Origin of the sequence: Streptomyces sp. NBC_00557 (assembly GCF_036345995.1) — a bacterium.
Lineage (GTDB): Bacteria > Actinomycetota > Actinomycetes > Streptomycetales > Streptomycetaceae > Streptomyces.
Map to the genome: position 1 here is coordinate 2,539,585 of NZ_CP107796.1, position 17,626 is coordinate 2,557,210.

The window sequence follows — 17,626 nt, forward strand, 5'->3', positions numbered from 1 at the left end:
CCGTATGCAACTGATATGCGCCGATCGGGTGGCCTTCAACCGCTACTCCCCGGTCGAAAGCGCGACTTCGGCCGCCGCTTCGGGGCCCTGCTCCAAGAGGACGCCGAAACCGTCCTCGTTCAGCACCGGAACCTTCAATTGCACGGCTTTGTCGTACTTCGATCCGGGGTTGTCACCCACCACGACGAACGAGGTCTTCTTCGACACCGATCCGGTCACTTTCGCGCCCCGGCTCTGCAGTGCCTCCTTGGCGCCGTCCCGTGTGTGGTGCTCCAGGGTGCCGGTGACGACGACCGTGAGCCCCTCCAGCGGGCGCGGGCCCTCGTCCTCGCCGGTCGAGGCGTCCTCCAGCGGGACTCCGGCGGCCTTCCACTTGCGGATGATCTCGCGATGCCAGTCCTCGGCGAACCACTCCTTGAGCGCGGCCGCGATGATCGGGCCGACGCCGTCGGTGGTGGCCAGCTCCTCCTCCGTGGCCTGTTCGATGCGGTCGATGGAGCGGAACTCGCGCGCGAGGGCCTGCGCGGCGACCGGTCCGACGTGCCGGATGGACAGGCCGTTCAGGAACCGGGCCAGCGGGCGCTGCTTGGCCGCCTCGATGTTCGCCAGCAGGGCGAGGGTGTTCTTCTTCGGTTCGCCCTTCTGGTTGGCGAAGACCGTGACCACCTTCTCCTCGCCCGTCTTGGGGTCCCGCTTGGGCAGGCCGCTGTCGGGGTCGAGGACATAGGCCTTGATGGGCAGCAGCTTCTCCACCGTCAGGTCGAACAGGTCGCCCTCGTCCACCAGCGGCGGGTCGGCCGGCTCCAGCGGGCGGGTGAGCGCGGCGGCGGCCACCGCGCCGAAGTGCTCGATGTCCAGGCACTCACGGCCCGCGAGGTACGACACGCGCTCGCGCAACTGGGCAGGGCAGGTGCGGGCGTTGGGGCAGCGCAGGTCGACGTCGCCCTCCTTCATGGGCCGCAGCGGGGTGCCGCACTCGGGGCACTCGCCCGGCATCACGAACTCCCGCTCGCTGCCGTCCCTGAGGTCGACCACCGGGCCGAGGATCTCCGGGATGACGTCACCGGCCTTGCGCAGCACGACCGTGTCGCCGATGAGGACGCCCTTGGCCTTGACGACCTCCTGGTTGTGCAGGGTGGCGAACTCCACCTCGCTGCCCGCCACCGTGACCGGCTCGACCTGGGCGTACGGCGTGACCCGGCCGGTGCGGCCGACGCCCACCTTGATGTCGACGAGCTTGGTGTTGACCTCTTCCGGCGCGTACTTGTAGGCGATCGCCCAGCGCGGCGCACGCGCGGTGGAGCCGAGGCGGCCCTGGAGGCGGATCTCGTCCAGCTTGACGACGACGCCGTCGATCTCGTGCTCCACGGAGTGGCGGTTCTCGCCGTAGTGGGCGATGAACGCGCGCACGCCGTCGAGGTCGTCGACCACCCTGTTGTGCGGGGAGGTGGGCAGGCCCCAGGTCTTCAGCAGGTCGTAGGCCTGGGAGAGGCGGGTCAGGCCCGTGAAGCCCTCGAGGGCGCCGATGCCGTGGACCACCATGTGCAGCGGGCGGGTGGCGGTGACCCGGGGGTCCTTCTGGCGCAGCGAACCGGCGGCGGCGTTGCGGGGGTTGGCGAACGGCTTGTCGCCGGCGGCGACCAGGCGTTCGTTCAGCTCGAGGAACTTCTCCATCGGGAAGTAGACCTCGCCGCGGATCTCCACCAGGTCGGGCACCTTGTCGCCCCGCAGACGGTCCGGGATCTCGGCGATGGTGCGGACGTTGGGGGTGATGTCCTCGCCGGTGCGGCCGTCGCCCCGGGTGGCCGCGCGCGTGAGGCGGCCCTTCTCGTAGGTGAGGTTGACGGCGAGGCCGTCCACCTTCAGCTCGCACAGGAAGTGGTACTCCTGGTCGCCGAGTTCGCGCGCGATCCGCTCGGTCCAGGCGGCCAGTTCCTCGTCGTTGAAGGTGTTGTCGAGCGAGAGCATGCGCTGGCGGTGCTCGACCGCGGTGAACTCCGTCTCGTACGACCCCGCGACCTTCTGGGTCGGGGAGTCCGGGCTGCGCAGCTCCGGATACTGCTCCTCCAGCGCCTCCAGAGTCTTCAGGAGCTGGTCGAACTCGGCGTCGCTGATGACGGGAGCGTCCTTCACGTAGTACCGGAAGCGGTGCTCCTCGATCTGCTCAGCGAGCTGCGCGTGCCTGTCACGTGCCTCGGCGGGCACTGCCGTCTCCGCCTGCTGCTTGTCGCCGGCCACCGTGTTTCCTCCCGTTACTCTGGGTTGTCCGCGAGGGATCTCGCCGCCCGGACGCAGTGGGCGAGCGCCTGGCGTGCGTAGGCGGGGGAAGCGCCCGCCAGTCCGCACGCCGGGGTGACCGTGACCGCCTCGGTGAGCAGTCCCGGATGCAGGCCCAGCCTGCGCCACAGCGTCCTGACACCCATGACGCTACCGGCAGGGTCTGACAATGGGCCGTCGGTGCCCGGCACGACGCCGGCGAACAGCCGGGTGCCCCCTTCGGCGGCCTCGCCGATCGCCTCGTCGTCACGCTCGGTGAGCAGCGAGGCGTCGAAGGAGACACCGGCCGCGCCGGCCCGCCGCAGCAGCGCGAACGGCACGTCGGGGGCGCAGGAGTGGACGATCACCGGCCCGTCGCCGTGCGCCCCGACCACGTCCCGCAGGGTGGCCTCCACGACCTGCCGGTCGACGGCGCGGTGCGTGCGGTAGCCGCTGGCGGTGCGGACCTGCCCGCGCAGCACGGCGGTGAGGGAGGGTTCGTCGAGCTGGAGCACGAGCCGGGCGCCGGGGACGCGGCGCCGTACCTCGGCGAGGTGCAGCCGCAGTCCCTCGGCGAGGGAGGCGGCGAGGTCCCGGCAGGCGCCGGCGTCGGAGAGGGCGGCCTCGCCGTTCTTCAGCTCCAGGGAGGCGGCCAGCGTCCACGGGCCGACCGCCTGCACCTTCAGGTCGCCCTCGTACCCTTGCGTGAACTCCTCCAGGGCGTCCAGGTCCTCCCCCAGCCAGGACCGCGCCCGCTTGGTGTCCCGGCCCGGCCGGTCCCCGACGCGCCAGCCGCTGGGCTCCACGCGCGCGTACAGCTCGACGAGCATGCCCGCGGTACGGCCGATCATGTCGGCGCCGGGCCCGCGTGCGGGCAGCTCGGGCAGGAAGGGGAAGTCCTCGAAGCTGCCGGTGACTGTCTTGGCGGCTTCCCTGGCATCGACACCGGGCATGGACCCGACACCGGTGGCCCCCGGGAAGGTGAACTGGCTCTTCTCACTCACCCCGGCAGCGTATGCCGAACACCGGCGCCCCTCCCCACCCGCAGCGAGATCACCGTCCCGGCCGTACCGTCAGGTCGTTGACCTCCGCGTCCCTGGGGAGGTCCAGGGACATGAGGATCGTCGTGGCGACCGACTCGGGGTCGATCCACCGGGAGGCGTCGTACTCCTTGCCCTCCTGCCGGTGGACCTTGGCCTGCATGGGGCTCGCCGTGCGGCCGGGGTAGACGGAGGTGACCCGGACGCCGTTCGCGTGCTCCTCGTGGCGCAGGGAGTCGGCGAGGGCCTTCAGGCCGTGCTTGGAGGCGGCGTACGCGGACCAGCCGGCGTGGGCGTTCAGGCCGGCGCCGGAGTTGACGAAGATCACATGGCCGCGGGCCGCGCGGAGCTGGGGCAGGAAGTGCCGGGTCAGCTCGGCGGGGGCGATCAGGTTGACGTTGAGCTGGTGGTGCCAGGACCTGGTGGTCAGCTCGCCGACCTCGCCCAGGTCGACGACGCCGGCGATGTGCAGCAGGGAGTCCACCCGGTCCGGCAGGCTCTGGTGGGAGAACGCCCAGGAGAGCCGGTCCGGGTCGGCCAGGTCGCCCACCAGCGTGCGCGCGCCGGGGAACTCGGCCGCCAGTTCCTTCGCGCGGCCCGCGTCACGCGCGTGCAGCACGAGATCCTCCCCGCGCGCGTGCAGACGGCGGGCGACGGCCGCGCCGATGCCGGAACCGGCCCCGGTGATCACATGAGTAGCCATGCCCGCCATGCTCGCATCACTGCACGCCGAACTGCTCCTCCAGGTAGGCCAGCGCCCCGACCGGCTCCTCCGCGAAGAACACCAGCTCGGACAGCGGACGGGGCAGGAAGCCCTCGTCCTCCATGCGGCGGAACTGCTGCTTGAGGCCGTCGTAGAAGCCCGCCGTGTTCAGCAGGACGACCGGCTTGCCGGTGCGGCCGTGCTTCTTCAGCTCCAGGATCTCGGTGGCCTCGTCCAGGGTGCCGGTCCCGCCCACCATGATCACCACGGCGTCGGCCTTCTCCAGCAGCAGCCTCTTGCGCTCGGCGAGGTCCGCGGCGACGATCATCTCGTCGGCGCCGGGCCGCGCCTTGTTGGCGAGGAACTCCACCGAGACGCCCAGCAGCCTGCCGCCCGCGTCCTGCACCCCGTCCGCGACGACCTTCATCAGGCCCACGTCGGAACCGCCCCACACCAGCGTGTGACCGGCCTTGCCGATCAGTTCCGCGAACTCGCGCGCGGGGCGCGTGTAACGCTCGTCGAGGTCGGCGGCGGACAGGAAGACGCAGATGTTCATGGCCCCTACCGTACGGTCCCCGCCGAAAGCGGGAAGAAGCGCGGTCCCGCCGGTGCTGTCCAGGTATGACCCAAGGACACACGATCACCGTCGACGAGAGCGAGCGGCACGTGCGCGTGGTGCGCGGCGGCCAGGTGCTCGCGGAGACCGACCGGCCGCTGGTGCTCCGGGAGACCGGCTGTCCGGACCGTTACTACATCCCCGCCGAGGACGTGCGCCTGGACCTGCTGACCCCGTCCGAGACGCACACCGTGTGCCCCTTCAAGGGCACGGCGTCCTACTGGTCGCTGCCGGACGCACCGGACCTGGTGTGGGCGTACCCGGACCCGAAGCCGGGCGTCGCGCAGATCAAGGACCACTTCTGCTTCTACGACGTCGACGTGTCGTGACCGATGAGTCCGTGCCGGTACGGCAGTCTCAGCCGACATGGACAAGAAGACGACTTCGCGGGACGGAACCGCGCTCGCGTACCGAGTGACCGGTCAGGGGCCGACGGTGGTCCTCGTGAGCGGCGCGATGTCCACCGGCGGCACCCTCGCGCCCCTTGCCGAGCGGCTCGCGGGCCACTGCACTGCCGTCGTCTACGACCGCCGCGGCCGCGGCGGGAGCGGCGACACGGAGCCCTACGCGGTCGAGCGGGAGGTCGAGGACCTGGCCGCGCTGATCGACGCGGTGGGAGGCGAGGCGGCGCTGTTCGGGGTCTCCTCGGGCGGCGCGCTGGTGCTGCAGGCGTTGGCGAGCGGGCTGCCGGCCGGCCGGGCCGCCGTGTACGAGGTGCCGTACGCGGACTTCCTCCAGGGCGGCGCCGAGCGGGAGGCCGTCTACAAGGAGCAGCTGAACAAGGCCCTGTCGGAGGGCCGGCGCGGCGACGCGGTGGAGCTGTTCCTGCGGCTCACCGGCCTCGGCGAGGAGGTGATCCGGGGCGCCCGCCAGTCGCCGATGTGGGCCGGCATGGAGGCCGTCGCGCCGAGCCTCGCGCACGACGACGCGGTCATGGGCGACGGCCTGCTCCCCCGGGACCGGCTGGCCGCGATCTCCGTCCCCGTGCTGGCGGTCGCGGGCGGCGCGAGCCCGGAGTGGATGCACCGCGCGAACCAGGCCGTCGCCGAGGCGGTGCCCCAGGGCACCTACCGGGTGCTTCCGGGGCAGACGCACATGGTGGAACCGGACGTGCTGGGGCCGGTGCTGACGGAGTTCTTCGCGGGCGGGGACAAGTAGCCCGGCCCGCGAAGCCCTACGCGGTCCGCACCGCGGCGGCGGTCGCGCGCGTGGTCGCCGCGATCGTCGCCGAGCCGACCACGCGCGTGCCGTCGTACAGGACGATCGCCTGGCCGGGGGCGACGCCGCGGACCGGCTCGGCGAAGGTGACGCGCAGTTCACCGCCGACCAGCTCCGCGGTGACCTCGGTCTCGCCGCCGTGCGCGCGCAGCTGGGCGGTGTAGGTGCCGGGGCCGGTGGGGGCGGCGCCGCACCAGCGGGGCCGGATCGCGGTGAGCGCCGAGACGTCCAGGGCCTCGGCGGGACCGACGGTGACGGTGTTGTTCACCGGGGAGATGTCCAGGACGTAGCGGGGCTTGCCGTCGGGGGCCGGGGTGCCGATCCGGAGGCCCTTGCGCTGGCCGATGGTGAAGCCGTACGCGCCGTCGTGCGTGCCCAGCTTCGCGCCGGACTCGTCGACGATGTCGCCCTCCGCCCTGCCCAGCCGCCGGGCCAGGAAGCCCTGGGTGTCGCCGTCGGCGATGAAGCAGATGTCGTGCGAGTCGGGCTTCTTGGCGACCGCCAGTCCCCGGCGCTCGGCCTCGGCGCGGATCTCCTCCTTGGTGGTGACCGTGTCGCCGAGCGGGAACATGGCGTGCGCGAGCTGCTTCTCGTCGAGCACGCCGAGGACGTACGACTGGTCCTTCGCCATGTCGGAGGCGCGGTGCAGCTCGCGGGTGCCGTCCTGGTTGCGCACGATCTTCGCGTAGTGCCCGGTGCACACCGCGTCGAAGCCGAGCGCCAGCGCCTTGTCGAGCAGCGCGGCGAACTTGATCTTCTCGTTGCAGCGCAGGCACGGGTTCGGGGTGCGGCCGGCCTCGTACTCGGCGATGAAGTCCTCGACCACGTCCTCGCGGAAGCGGTCGGCGAGGTCCCAGACGTAGAAGGGGATGCCGATGACGTCGGCCGCGCGGCGGGCGTCGCGCGAGTCCTCGATGGTGCAACAGCCCCGCGCGCCGGTCCGGAAGGACTGCGGGTTCGCGGAGAGCGCGAGGTGGACGCCGGTGACGTCGTGGCCGGCTTCCGCGGCGCGCGCGGCGGCGACGGCGGAGTCGACTCCGCCGGACATGGCGGCGAGGACGCGGAGGGGGCGCTGCGGGGTCTCAGTCATAACCCTTTCAGGGTACGGGGCCGCGGGACCGGGAATCGGTGAAAAAAATCAAGGCCAAGGCCCTTTTTCATCCGGTATGAGCGGTTCTATCCTGTTTACAGGTCTACGAGACGAGTGAGGGAGCCCAAGCGGAGTAGCCGACTTCAGCGAGAGAAAGAACGATCTCTTCAAGGAGAGGTACAGGAAATCTCCGCTGGTGCCGACATCGACGCTCGGGCTGAGAGGCCGGAAGGTCCGCAAGGACCGGACGGCGACCCCCAGAACCTGATCCGGACAATACCGGCGAAGGGAACCCGCCTCGTAGGCCGTTTCGCTGTGTGCGGCGTCTCAGGTGAGGCCCGCCGCGCGGGCGCGCTCCACCGCCGGGCCGATCGCCTTGGCGACCGCCTCGACGTCCGCCTGCGTGGAGGTGTGGCCGAGGGAGAAGCGCAGGGTGCCGCGGGCCAGCTCCGGGTCGGTGCCGGTGGCGAGCAGGACGTGGCTGGGCTGGGCGACGCCCGCGGTGCACGCGGAGCCGGTCGAGCACTCGATGCCTTGGGCGTCCAGCAGGAGCAGCAGGGAGTCGCCCTCGCAGCCGGGGAAGGTGAAGTGCGCGTTGGCCGGCAGGCGGCCCTCCGGTGCCGGGTCGCCGCCGAGGATCGCGTCCGGGACGGCGCTCAGGACGGCGTCGATCAGCCGGTCGCGCAGGGCGCCGATCTCCCGGGCGAACCACGCGCGGCGCTCCGTGGCGATCCGGCCGGCGACGGCGAAGGAGGCGACGGCGGGGACGTCGAGGGTGCCGGAGCGCACGTGCCGCTCCTGGCCGCCGCCGTGCAGGACGGGTACGGGGTTCTGGTCGCGGCCGAGCAGCAGCGCGCCGATGCCGTAGGGACCGCCGATCTTGTGGCCCGACACGGTCATCGCGGCGAGGCCGGAGGCGGCGAAGTCGACCGGGACCTGGCCGAAGGCCTGGACCGCGTCCGAGTGCACCGGGATGCCGAACTCGGCGGCGGTCTCGACGAGTTCACGGATCGGCAGCACGGTGCCGATCTCGTTGTTGGCCCACATCACGGTGACCAGCGCGACGTCGTCGGGGTTGCGGGCGATGGCCTCGCGCAGGGTCTCGGGGTGGACGCGGCCGTACGGGTCGACGGGGAGGTACTCCACCGTCGCGCCCTCGTGCTCGGCGAGCCAGTGGACGGCGTCGAGGACGGCGTGGTGCTCGACGGGGCTGGACAGCACGCGGGTGCGGGCCGGGTCGGCGTCGCGGCGGGCCCAGTACAGGCCCTTGACGGCGAGGTTGTCGGCCTCGGTGCCGCCGGAGGTGAAGACGACCTCGCTGGGGCGGGCGCCGAGCGCTTCGGCGAGGGTCTCGCGGGATTCCTCGACCGTGCGGCGTGCCTGCCGGCCGGATGCGTGAAGGGACGAGGCGTTGCCCGTGATGCTCAACAGGGCGGTGAGTGCCTCCGCCGCCTCCGGGAGCATCGGGGTGGTCGCGGCGTGGTCGAGGTAAGCCATGGTGTCCCGATTCTACGGCTCCCCCGCCGCCTGCCTCGGCTGCGAGGTCGCCGTGGCCCCGGGGGGTGCCCGCGCTCGCCTCCGCGCCGTATGCGGGCCGGCTGCCCCGTCGTCCTCGGGGGCACCCTCTGCGTCAGACGGGTCGTGCCGGGCTCACAGGCTCCACGACAGCGTGGCTCACAGGCTCCACGACAGCGTGTGGGAGACCTCCATCGCGATGGCCAGGACGGCCAGGTCGGCCACGCCCAGGGTCAGGCCCAGCAGGGCCCGGCCGCGGCGGGTGGTGCCGCGCCAGAGGGAGACCGCGGCCAGCACGATGGCGATCGGGCCGAGGAAGATGTTGAGGACGAGCAGGCCGAGCAGGCCGAGGATGAAGGACGCCACGGCCATGCCGTCGGCGTCCCGCGCGGCCGGACGGGTTTCGCTGCCGCTCGTGACCGGTGCGGTGAGATGCATGGTGCTCAGCTCCTGGAAGTCGGTGCGGACGGTCAGTTGGCCGACGTACGGCGTCGGCGGCCGAGGCGCTCGCGGATCGCGAAGGCGCCGAGCCAGACGGCGATGCCGGCGGCGATGACGGCGGTGACGGTCAGCGGTGCGTGAGCGACGGTGCCCAGTACGACACCGAGCAGCATGAGTGCGGCGACGAGGAACAGCATGGGAACGGGTCCCCCCTCCGAGTTGCCTCGTGAATCGAGCCGGTGTGAAGTTTGGGTGAACAGTTGTAGTAACAGTTGTTCACTGACTTCTACTGTACCGCGCTCAGCGGTTTCCAATTCCGGAGAACAGTTGTTAACTGGATGACATGAGTCACACCCTCGGCATCCGGCAGGCCCAGAAGCAGAAGACCCGCCAGGCGTTCCTCGACGCGGCGCTCGCGCTGCTGGAGGAGCAGAGCCTGAGCAGCCTGGGCCTGCGCGAGGTCACCCGGGCCGTCGGCGTCGCCCCGACGGCCTTCTACCGGCACTTCCGCTCGACCGCCGACCTCGGGGTGGCGCTGGTCGACGAGGCGCTGGGCAGCCTGCATCCGATGGTGCGGACGACGGTGTCCACGGCGGGCGACAGCGAGGAGCGCATCGCGCGCGCCATCGGGCTGATCGCCCGTCACGTGGACGAGTACCCCGCCCATGTCCGGTTCATCGCCCGGGAACGGCACGGCGGTGTGCAGCCGGTGCGGGAGGCCATCAAGGCCCAACTGGTCCGGTTCGCCGAGGAGGTGAAGGCCGAGCTGGCCAAGGACCCCGAGGCCGCGGGCTGGAGCGACGACGACCTGCTGATGCTCGCGCATCTCTACGTCGACCAGATGCTCATCACCGCCTCCCTGTTCCTGGAGGCCCTGGACGGCCCGCCGGAGGAACGCGAGCGCGTCACCCGGCTCGCCGCCCGGCAGTTGCGGCTCATCTCCATCGGCCGCGGCCACTGGCTGGACTGAGCCCGCCGCTGTCAGTCCCCGGTGCCGGGACCGCCCTGGTACAGGGCCGCGACGCAGCGGGCCGCCGCCAGCAGTTCCGCGCGCGCCTCGGGCGGGTCCAGCAGCTCCACCTGGTCGGAGAAGACCAGGAGTTGGCGGACCGCCCGCAGCATCGGGTAGGCCAGCCGGGCGGTCACCCAGTCGCTCTCGCCGTCGTCGTCGGGCAGGGCGGTCAGGTGGGCGGCCGTGATCCGCTGGAACATGTCCAGCCGCTCGCGCCGTACCCGCACGGTGACCTCGATCCCGTGCGGCATCTCCTCCACCTGCCGGCGCAACACCTCCCAGACGTCGGCGAGTTCGACGCCCGGCCGGCGCCGTACGGGCTCGTCCAGCGGCCGGGCCGAGCGGATCCGGTCGGCCCGGAACAGCCGGGGCGCCGCGCGCCGGTCGGCGACCAGATACCAGGTCCCGGCCTTGGCGACCAGGCCGTACGGGTCCACGGTGTACGTCCGCGCCTCCCGCGACCCGCTGTGCCGGTAGCGCAGCCTCAGGCGCCGGTCGGAGAACACCGCGTCCTGGAGGACCTGCAGGTCGACGGCCTGCTGCGGGCCGCTCTTCCAGCGGGTGGCGTCGACCAGGATGCGGCGGCTGGTGACCTCGGCGGCGGGCCGGTACGGCGCCGGCAGCGCGGCCATCACCTTGCGCAGAGCCGAGCCGAGGGCCGCGTCCAGGCCGAGGGCGGCGTGGGCGCCCTGGGCGGCGAGGATGAACAGGGCGCGGGACTCGTCGGCGGTCAGTCCGGTGACGTCGGTGCGGAAACCGGCGAGGAGTTCGATGCCGCCGTGCCGGCCGCGCTCGGCGTACACCGGGACGCCGGAGGCCGACAGCGCCTCGATGTCCCGGTAGACGGTGCGGACCGACACCTCCAGCCGGTCGGCGAGTTCACGCGCCGGGACGCGGCCCCGGGTCTGCAGGAGCAGCAGGATCGACAGCAGCCGGTCGGACTTCACGCGGCCCAGGATCGCCCGGGTTCGGGCGTCCGGCAAATGTTGACGGAAGTTGTCAGGTTATCCCGCCATCCTGGTCTCACCGATTCACGCAAGAGCACGGACACGGAGGCATCCCATGACCACCACCGGCTTCACCGACCCGCGCCCCGTCTACGCCCGCGCCACCGAGCAGGCCGCGGCCCTGATCAAGACGGTGCGCCCCGAACAGCTGACCGCGCCGACGCCCTGTTCGGAGTTCGACGTACGGGCCCTGCTGAGCCACATGGTCGGCGGCACCCGGCGGATCGCGGTGGTCGGCGAGGGCGGCGACGGACTGGCGGTGGAGCCGGTCGCCCACGGGGTCGCGGACGACGGCTGGCCCGCGGCCTACGACGAGGTGCGCGTCCGGGTGCTGAAGGCGTGGGAGAGCGACGAGCGGATGACGTCCCCGGTGCGGGTGCCGTGGGGCGAGGTGCCGGGCCATGCGGCGCTGTCCGGCTATGTGATGGAGATCGTGACCCACACCTGGGACCTCGCCGAAGCCCTCGGCCACCCCCTCGAACTCGACCCGGAGCTCGCCGAGTTCGCCCTCACCACCGCCCACCGGGTCCTCCCGGCCTCCCGGCCCCGCGACGCCGAGACCCCCTTCGACGCCCCCCGCGAGGCCGGCGAGAAGGCGGACGTCTACGAGCAGCTGGCCGCCTGGCTGGGCCGCACCCCGCTGGAGCGTGCCTGACGCCCTGACCGCCCGGCCCGCGCCCCCGGCACGCCGGACGGGCCCGGGCGCCGCACCGTCCGGTCTGACCTCGGCATCCGCTGCGGCCGAAGTGACGGCGGCCACCGGTAAGCCGCCACCCCATGGCCCACCTCGCCGACGTCCTCCGCCGCCCGCCCCCGGGGCCACCGGCACGCCGGACGGGCTCGGGCACCGCACCGGTCCGGCCAGGCCCCGGCATCCGCACGGCCGAAGTGATGGGGTGCACGGGTCAGCCGCCGCCGCACCGCCCGCCTCGTCGGCGGCCCCCGCCGCCCGCCCCCGGGTGGCCGGCGTGGCGGACGGGGCGGCGGTCGCTGCCGCACGGCACGCCCGGCGGCCCTCGCCGCTCAGCCGAGTCTGACCCTGGCCAGTTGCCTGGACTGGGCGACCAGGTGGTCGGTGCTGTCCCAGATCTCGGCGTCCTCCTCCAGGAAGCCGCCGGCCAGGTTGCGGGTGGTGATGGACACGCGCAGCGGGCCGGGGGCGGGGCGGCGGCGGACGTGGACGGTGAGTTCGACGGTGGGGACCCAGCCCTTCAGGCCGAGTTCGAAGGCCGTGGGCGGCAGGGCGTCCACCGCCAGCAGCAGGGACAGCGGGTCGGCGTCGCGGCCGTCGGCCAGGCCGAACCAGGCGCGCATCTCGCCGTTGCCGGAGGGCGCGCCCAGGGCCCAGCCGAGGGTCGCCGGGTCCAGCTTGAGCATCAGGCGGTCGGTGATTGCCGAACTGCCCTCGACGGGGGCGGGGCCGTCCTCGGGGCCGAGGCACTGGTCCAGCGGCGGGATCGGCGGCGGCGTCGCCGTCGTACGGACGTCGTCGGGCAGGGCGGTGAGGTCACCGTAGGAGGCGAGGACGCGGATCCGCTCCACCTCGCGGCCCTCGTCGTCGTACTGGAGGAGGGAGGCCTGGCCGGTGGACAGGGTGCGGCCGGTGCGGACCGTCTCGGTGCGGACCACCGCCGGGCCGGGCTGGGAGGCGGTCAGGTAGTGCGCGGTGATGGTGAAGGGGTCCGGGTGCGGGAGCGTGTCCGCGAGGGCCCGGCCCAGCACGGCCAGCAGATACCCGCCGTTCACGGCGTTGATGATGGTCCAGCCGGCCGAGAGGTCGATGTCGTAGACGCCTGGCCCGCGCCGGGTGACCGCGGTGTCGCGGTCGAACTCGCTGTCGCCGATCACGGCCCGCGACGGGGAGGCTGCGGAAGCTGCTTCTGGCATGGGTGAACGGTACAACAGGTAACTACTAAGCGGTAGCTTTCTGCGGATGGCGGCCGGAGCCACGCCTCGGAACCGCGCAAGCCGGGCTGCGCCTGCCGGGTGAGGTTCCGGCAATTTCTAAGTAAGTGTCCGGAGACGTCCACAACCTCGGGCCTCCGTTTTCCCTCTATGGGGACATGAGCCTCACCGGGACTCCGTTCCTCTACACGACCGTCGTGCTGGCGGTCGTCGCACTGATACTGCCGCTCGTCCTGTGGTCGCGGGTGCGCGGGCCCAAGCCCCTGCGCGCCGCGGCCCGCCTGGCGATGCTGCTGTTCGCCCAGGGCACCGCCGTCACGCTGATCTTCGTCCTGGTCAACAACCAGAACAACCTGTACGACAACTGGGCCGACCTGCTCGGCACCGGCAACCACGTCCAGCAGGCCCAGGACCTGGGCAGCGACGGGACCGGCGGCATAGCGGTGAAACGGTTGCCCAAGGTCAGGCAGACCTTCACGGCGGCCGGCGGGCCCGGCATGCGTGCGGCCGGCGGAGTGCGGGTCACCCAGCTCAAGGGCCGGGTCTCCGGGGTGAACGCCGAGGTCTACGTCTGGCTGCCGCCGCAGTACGACGAGCCGGCCTACCGCACCAGGAAGTTCCCGGTGGTGGAGCTGCTGCCGGGCTACCCCGGTTCGGCGAAGGCGTGGTTCGGGTCGCTGAAGGCCCATGAGCAGCTGCTGCCGCTGATGAGGAGCGGCCAGGTGGCGCCGTTCATCCTGGTCGCCCCGCGCACCAACCTGCTGGCCGGCGTCGACACCGGCTGCGCCAACATCCCCGGCCAGGTCAACGCGGACAGCTGGCTCAGCATCGACGTGCCGAAGATGGTCATGGACAACTTCCGGGCCGAGCCGGCGCCGCAGGGCTGGGCCGTGGCCGGGTACTCGGCGGGCGCGCACTGCGCGGTCAAGCTGGCCGTGGCGCACCCGGACCGCTACCGGGCCGCCGTGAGCCTGTCCGGCTACAACGACCCGATCGGCGAGCGCAACTCCCTCGCCGCGCAGAACCCGGTGCTGCGCGCCGAGAACAACCCCTACCTGCTGCTGAAGAAGGCCCCGGTACCGCCCAGGATCGCGCTCTACATCTCCGGCGAGTCCGGGGACGGCTACCAGGCGGGCGTGGCCCTCGAGGCCATCGCCAAGGCGCCCACGACCGTGCACGTGGTGTTCCTGCCGCACAGCGCGGGCGGCCACAACATGGCGCTGTGGCGGCCCCAGGTCGACACGGTGTTCCGCTGGCTGACCCTCCAGATGGGCCAGAACCGCGCCCGGGGCCAGGACCGGTCTCTTACCGGATCCACGGGTTCTCTTACCGGATCCGCCGCCGGACCCACCGGGACCACGGGGACCACCGGCACCACGGGGACTAATCCTCGGTCACCGTCGACCGGCGGTTCCACGCGCGCGGAGCTCGCCAGTGGAACCGCATCGCGAGCAGGCGCAGCACAAAAGCGGTGACGACGGCCAGCCCGCTGGTGAACGGGGTCAGCACGTCGTAGCGGATGCACAGCACCACCATCGTGGCGCCGACGATCGCCGGGACCGCGTACAGGTCGCGGTCCCAGCGCAGCAGTGAGGGCACCTCGTTGGCGAGCACGTCCCGCAGCACGCCGCCGCCGACGGCGGTGGCGAGGCCCAGGGTCGCCGACGCGGTCAGGCCGAGGCCGTAGCCGTACGCCTTCGTCGTACCGCTGACGCAGAACAGGCCGAGGCCGGCCGCGTCGAAGACCAGCACCGCCGTCTGGATGCGCTCCACGTGCGGGTGCAGGAAGAAGACGACCAGCGCCGCCAGCAGCGGGGTCAGGAAGTACCCGAGGTCGGTGAAGGCGGCCGGCGGCACGGCTCCGATGATCAGGTCGCGGAACAGCCCTCCGCCCAGGGCGGTCACCTCGGCGAGGACGGCGATGCCGAAGACGTCGAAGTTCTTCCGGACGGCCAGCAGCGCGCCGGAGATCGCGAACACGAAGATGCCGATGACATCGAGCGTGTGCTGGACGGAGTGACTGAAGAGGGGCTGGAGCTGCACCCCTACATTCTCACCCGGCGTGGGCTGTGAACCTTACAAAGCCAGGCTCACAGGGCGGGTTTCCCTGTGGTGAAGAGCCAGGTGCGGAAGAGGTCGTCCAGCCGCTGCCCGCTGACCCGCTCGGCGAGGCGGACGAAGCCGGCGGTGTCCGCGTTGCCGTACCGGTGGAGTCCGGTCCAGGCGGGCAGGAGCCGGAAGAAGGCCTTGTCGCCGATGCGCTCGCGGAGCATCTGGAGCGTCATCGCGCCGCGCTCGTAGACGGCGGAGGCGAACATCGTGTCCCGCTGCGGGTCGGCGACCTTGATCTGCCAGAACGACGAGGTGGCGGGCAGCGCGTTGTACGCCGCGAGGAAGGAGTCGTGGGCGGAGCGGGTGCCCTGGTGCTCGGCCCACAGCCACTGGGCGTAGGTGGCGAAGCCCTCGTTGAGCCAGATGTCCTTCCACCGCGCCACGCTCACCGAGTCGCCGAACCACTGGTGGGCCAGTTCGTGCACGATGGTCGTCTCGTTGCGCACCGCCGAATAGGCGGGCTTGCTCTGCACCTCCAGCGAGAACCCGGCCTCGGGCATGTCGTCCACGATCGCGCCGGTCTCCTCGAAGGGGTACGGCCCGAAGACCTTCGACCAGTAGTCGGTGGCGGCGGCGGTGACGGCGTACACGTCCACGCCGTTGCTGTTCTTCAGCACCGGGTCGATGGCGACGTAGACCGGGATGCCGCCCGGGGTGCGGCCGGTGCGCACGTCGAACTTCCCGATGGTGGCGGTGGCGAGGTAGGTCGCCATCGGCCGCGACTCGCGCCAGCGGGTGTACGTCGAGCCGCCCTTGTCGTACGTCGAGAGCAGCCGGCCGTTGGAGACGGCGGTCAATCCCTTCGGCGCCCTGATCCGGATGTCGTAGGTGGCCTTGTCGGAGGGGTGGTCGCTGGACGGGAACCAGGTGGAGGCCGCGTTGGGCTCGCAGGCGACGAAGACGCCGTCGGGGGTCTTCATCCAGCCGTACTTGGAGCCGAAGACGATGGGTCCGCCGAGGGGCTGGGGTACGCCGCCGTAGGTGACGGTGACGGTGAACTTCCGCCCCCGGTGCAGGCTTTGGCGCGGGGTGACGGTGATCTCGTCGCCGTCGCGGGTGAACCGCGCACGTCTGCCGTTCACGTCGACCCGGGTGATCCGCAGCTGCTGGAGGTCGAGGTCGAAGGAGGAGAGGTTCCGGGTGGCGCGCGCGGTGAGGGTCGTACGGCCGTCGAGGCGGCCGGTGCCGGGCGCGTAGGCGACGTCGAGGTCGTAGTGCAGGGCGTCGAATCCGCCGTTGCCGAGGTTCGGGAAGTAGGCGTCGCCGATGCCGGGGGTGCCCGGAGTGGGGGCGGGAGAGGCTCCGATGACGAGGAGGGAGACCGCCGCGGTCGCGAGGGCCCCCAGACGTGCCGAACGGGAGAATGCCATGGGTCGTACCCTGCACTCTCCCGCTCGGGCATGTACATGACCTTACCGGTCATGTACTACTTGTCCGTTGACTCCTGGGAGTCGCCCTCGTCGGCGTTCTCTTCGGGGGCGGTCTCTTCGGACGCGGTCTCCTCGGACGCGGTCTCCTCGGAGGCGGTCTCCCCGGCGGAACCCTCGGAGAGTTCCGCCGCCACCGCCGCCGACGTCTCCGCCGACTCCGCGAGGACCTCCTCGGAGACCAGCTCGGCCGCCTCCTTGGCCGCGGAGAGCAGAACCGTGTCCTGCGGGGCCTGGTCCTCGAAGTTCTCCGGGTGGTGGCACGCGACCCGCTGGCCGGGCCGCAGCTCCAGGAGCGCCGGCTCGGTGGTCCGGCAGATCTCCGTCGCCTTCCAGCACCGGGTGTGGAAGCGGCAGCCGCTCGGCGGGGCGATCGGCGAGGGCACGTCGCCCTTGAGCAGGATGCGCTCGCTCTTCGTGTGCTTCCGCTTCGGGTCCGGGATCGGCACCGCCGACATCAGCGCCTTGGTGTACGGGTGCATCGGCGCCTTGTACAGCGAGTCCCGGTCGGCGAGTTCCACGACCTTGCCGAGGTACATCACCGCGATCCGGTCCGAGACGTGCCGGACGACCGAGAGGTCGTGCGCGATGATCACGTAGGTCAGGCCCAGCTCCTCCTGGAGGTCGTCCAGCAGGTTCACGACCTGCGCCTGGATCGACACGTCCAGCGCGGAGACCGGCTCGTCGGCGACCACGAGCTTCGGCTTCAGGGCCAGCGCGCGGGCGATGCCGATGCGCTGGCGCTGGCCGCCGGAGAACTCGTGCGGATAGCGGTTGTAGTGCTCGGGGTTGAGGCCGACCACCGACAGCAGCCGCTGCACTTCCTTCTTGATGCCGCCCTCGGGCTCGACGCCCTGGAGCTTGAAGGGCGCGCCGACGATCGTGCCGATGGTGTGGCGCGGGTTCAGCGACGAGTACGGGTCCTGGAAGATCATCTGCACGTCGCGGCGCATGGGGCGCATGCCGCCGACGCCGAGGTGCGTGATGTCCTTGCCCTCGAACTCCACCGTGCCGGCGGTCGGTTCGAGCAGCCGGGTGATCAGCCGGCCCATGGTCGACTTGCCGCAGCCGGACTCGCCCACGACGCCCAGGGTCTCGCCCTTGCGCACCTCGAAGTCGATGCCGTCGACGGCGCGCACCGCCCCGACCTGCCGCTGCAGCAGGCCCTTGCGGATCGGGAAGTGCTTCTGGAGCCCGGTCACCTTCAGCAGGATCTCGCCGTCGGAGACGGCCTCGTCCTTGGTCACGTCGGCACCGTCACTCTGCGCGGGGATGCTCACTTTT

At 71.7% G+C, this 17,626-nt stretch carries 18 protein-coding genes; 5 read left to right on the forward strand and 13 right to left on the reverse strand.

Annotated elements, in window-relative coordinates:
• Nucleotides 1–42: 42 nt before the first annotated feature.
• From ligA to OG956_RS10450, 4 genes are read right to left on the reverse strand one after another with little or no spacing between them, the layout of a single operon-like run.
• Nucleotides 43–2,238, reverse strand: coding sequence for an NAD-dependent DNA ligase LigA (gene ligA / locus OG956_RS10435; RefSeq protein ID WP_330337669.1), 2,196 nt, complete (start codon nt 2,236–2,238; stop codon nt 43–45).
• A gap of 14 nt (nt 2,239–2,252) precedes the next feature.
• The gene (locus tag OG956_RS10440) at nt 2,253–3,260 is read right to left on the reverse strand and encodes a methionine synthase (RefSeq protein ID WP_330337670.1); all 1,008 of its coding nucleotides are present in this window, start codon (nt 3,258–3,260) and stop codon (nt 2,253–2,255) included.
• A 49-nt stretch (nt 3,261–3,309) separates the two neighbouring features.
• Nucleotides 3,310–4,008, reverse strand: a complete 699-nt coding sequence (locus OG956_RS10445; RefSeq protein ID WP_330337671.1) for an SDR family oxidoreductase — start codon at nt 4,006–4,008, stop codon at nt 3,310–3,312.
• 7 nt (nt 4,009–4,015) lie between these two features.
• Complete coding sequence (locus OG956_RS10450; protein ID WP_330337672.1) at nt 4,016–4,555, reverse strand: TIGR00730 family Rossman fold protein; 540 nt, start codon at nt 4,553–4,555, stop codon at nt 4,016–4,018.
• A gap of 65 nt (nt 4,556–4,620) precedes the next feature.
• Between OG956_RS10450 and OG956_RS10455 the strand changes: the two genes are divergently transcribed.
• Both OG956_RS10455 and OG956_RS10460 read left to right on the forward strand, forming a co-directional pair.
• Complete coding sequence (locus tag OG956_RS10455; protein WP_330337673.1) at nt 4,621–4,944, forward strand: DUF427 domain-containing protein; 324 nt, start codon at nt 4,621–4,623, stop codon at nt 4,942–4,944.
• Between the two features lie 37 nt (nt 4,945–4,981).
• On the forward strand, nt 4,982–5,773 hold the full coding sequence (locus tag OG956_RS10460; RefSeq protein ID WP_330337674.1) for an alpha/beta fold hydrolase: 792 nt from the start codon (nt 4,982–4,984) through the stop codon (nt 5,771–5,773).
• A gap of 16 nt (nt 5,774–5,789) precedes the next feature.
• On the opposite strand, the gene mnmA is transcribed toward OG956_RS10460, so the two are convergent.
• The 4 genes from mnmA to OG956_RS10480 form a co-directional block, all read right to left on the reverse strand.
• Nucleotides 5,790–6,923, reverse strand: coding sequence for a tRNA 2-thiouridine(34) synthase MnmA (gene mnmA / locus OG956_RS10465; RefSeq protein WP_330337675.1), 1,134 nt, complete (start codon nt 6,921–6,923; stop codon nt 5,790–5,792).
• A gap of 327 nt (nt 6,924–7,250) precedes the next feature.
• Entirely contained in the window at nt 7,251–8,420 is a 1,170-nt protein-coding gene (locus OG956_RS10470; RefSeq protein ID WP_330337676.1) for a cysteine desulfurase family protein, read from the reverse strand.
• 177 nt (nt 8,421–8,597) lie between these two features.
• Nucleotides 8,598–8,876, reverse strand: coding sequence for a DUF4190 domain-containing protein (locus OG956_RS10475; RefSeq protein ID WP_330337677.1), 279 nt, complete (start codon nt 8,874–8,876; stop codon nt 8,598–8,600).
• Nucleotides 8,877–8,908: 32 nt separating this feature from the next.
• Nucleotides 8,909–9,076 carry a hypothetical protein gene (locus tag OG956_RS10480; RefSeq protein ID WP_330337678.1) on the reverse strand — a complete coding sequence of 56 codons (168 nt, stop codon included), beginning with the start codon at nt 9,074–9,076 and terminating at the stop codon, nt 8,909–8,911.
• Nucleotides 9,077–9,222: 146 nt separating this feature from the next.
• On the opposite strand from OG956_RS10480, the gene OG956_RS10485 reads away from it, so the two are divergent.
• Nucleotides 9,223–9,849, forward strand: coding sequence for a TetR family transcriptional regulator (locus tag OG956_RS10485; protein WP_330337679.1), 627 nt, complete (start codon nt 9,223–9,225; stop codon nt 9,847–9,849).
• 11 nt (nt 9,850–9,860) lie between these two features.
• On the opposite strand, the gene OG956_RS10490 is transcribed toward OG956_RS10485, so the two are convergent.
• Nucleotides 9,861–10,838, reverse strand: a complete 978-nt coding sequence (locus OG956_RS10490) for a helix-turn-helix transcriptional regulator (protein ID WP_330337680.1) — start codon at nt 10,836–10,838, stop codon at nt 9,861–9,863.
• Nucleotides 10,839–10,953: 115 nt separating this feature from the next.
• Here OG956_RS10490 and OG956_RS10495 point away from each other — a divergent pair, with 115 nt between their 5' ends.
• Nucleotides 10,954–11,553 carry a TIGR03086 family metal-binding protein gene (locus OG956_RS10495; protein WP_330337681.1) on the forward strand — a complete coding sequence of 200 codons (600 nt, stop codon included), beginning with the start codon at nt 10,954–10,956 and terminating at the stop codon, nt 11,551–11,553.
• A 368-nt stretch (nt 11,554–11,921) separates the two neighbouring features.
• On the opposite strand, the gene OG956_RS10500 is transcribed toward OG956_RS10495, so the two are convergent.
• Nucleotides 11,922–12,785, reverse strand: coding sequence for a thioesterase family protein (locus OG956_RS10500; RefSeq protein WP_330337682.1), 864 nt, complete (start codon nt 12,783–12,785; stop codon nt 11,922–11,924).
• 176 nt (nt 12,786–12,961) lie between these two features.
• On the opposite strand from OG956_RS10500, the gene OG956_RS10505 reads away from it, so the two are divergent.
• On the forward strand, nt 12,962–14,278 hold the full coding sequence (locus OG956_RS10505; protein ID WP_330337683.1) for an alpha/beta hydrolase: 1,317 nt from the start codon (nt 12,962–12,964) through the stop codon (nt 14,276–14,278).
• Here the strand turns inward: OG956_RS10505 and OG956_RS10510 are convergent.
• From OG956_RS10510 to OG956_RS10520, 3 genes are read right to left on the reverse strand one after another with little or no spacing between them, the layout of a single operon-like run.
• Nucleotides 14,187–14,846, reverse strand: coding sequence for a trimeric intracellular cation channel family protein (locus OG956_RS10510; protein ID WP_330337684.1), 660 nt, complete (start codon nt 14,844–14,846; stop codon nt 14,187–14,189). The genes OG956_RS10505 and OG956_RS10510 overlap by 92 nt on opposite strands.
• A 47-nt stretch (nt 14,847–14,893) precedes the next feature.
• Nucleotides 14,894–16,285 carry a M1 family metallopeptidase gene (locus OG956_RS10515; protein ID WP_330337685.1) on the reverse strand — a complete coding sequence of 464 codons (1,392 nt, stop codon included), beginning with the start codon at nt 16,283–16,285 and terminating at the stop codon, nt 14,894–14,896.
• 56 nt (nt 16,286–16,341) lie between these two features.
• Nucleotides 16,342–17,622, reverse strand: a complete 1,281-nt coding sequence (locus OG956_RS10520; protein ID WP_330337686.1) for an ABC transporter ATP-binding protein — start codon at nt 17,620–17,622, stop codon at nt 16,342–16,344.
• Nucleotides 17,623–17,626 lie beyond the last annotated feature (4 nt).

Bases quoted from the DNA above. Each gene is read 5' to 3' on its own strand.
- OG956_RS10470 (WP_330337676.1), bottom strand. From the start codon at position 8,420: ATGGCTTACCTCGACCACGCCGCGACCACCCCGATGCTCCCGGAGGCG.
- mnmA (WP_330337675.1), bottom strand. From the start codon at position 6,923: ATGACTGAGACCCCGCAGCGCCCCCTCCGCGTCCTCGCCGCCATGTCC.
- OG956_RS10495 (WP_330337681.1), top strand. From the start codon at position 10,954: ATGACCACCACCGGCTTCACCGACCCGCGCCCCGTCTACGCCCGCGCC.
- OG956_RS10475 (WP_330337677.1), bottom strand. From the start codon at position 8,876: ATGCATCTCACCGCACCGGTCACGAGCGGCAGCGAAACCCGTCCGGCC.
- OG956_RS10450 (WP_330337672.1), bottom strand. From the start codon at position 4,555: ATGAACATCTGCGTCTTCCTGTCCGCCGCCGACCTCGACGAGCGTTAC.
- OG956_RS10515 (WP_330337685.1), bottom strand. From the start codon at position 16,285: ATGGCATTCTCCCGTTCGGCACGTCTGGGGGCCCTCGCGACCGCGGCG.
- OG956_RS10485 (WP_330337679.1), top strand. From the start codon at position 9,223: ATGAGTCACACCCTCGGCATCCGGCAGGCCCAGAAGCAGAAGACCCGC.
- OG956_RS10480 (WP_330337678.1), bottom strand. From the start codon at position 9,076: ATGCTGTTCCTCGTCGCCGCACTCATGCTGCTCGGTGTCGTACTGGGC.
- OG956_RS10460 (WP_330337674.1), top strand. From the start codon at position 4,982: ATGGACAAGAAGACGACTTCGCGGGACGGAACCGCGCTCGCGTACCGA.
- OG956_RS10445 (WP_330337671.1), bottom strand. From the start codon at position 4,008: ATGGCGGGCATGGCTACTCATGTGATCACCGGGGCCGGTTCCGGCATC.
- OG956_RS10455 (WP_330337673.1), top strand. From the start codon at position 4,621: ATGACCCAAGGACACACGATCACCGTCGACGAGAGCGAGCGGCACGTG.
- OG956_RS10505 (WP_330337683.1), top strand. From the start codon at position 12,962: ATGAGCCTCACCGGGACTCCGTTCCTCTACACGACCGTCGTGCTGGCG.
- OG956_RS10500 (WP_330337682.1), bottom strand. From the start codon at position 12,785: ATGCCAGAAGCAGCTTCCGCAGCCTCCCCGTCGCGGGCCGTGATCGGC.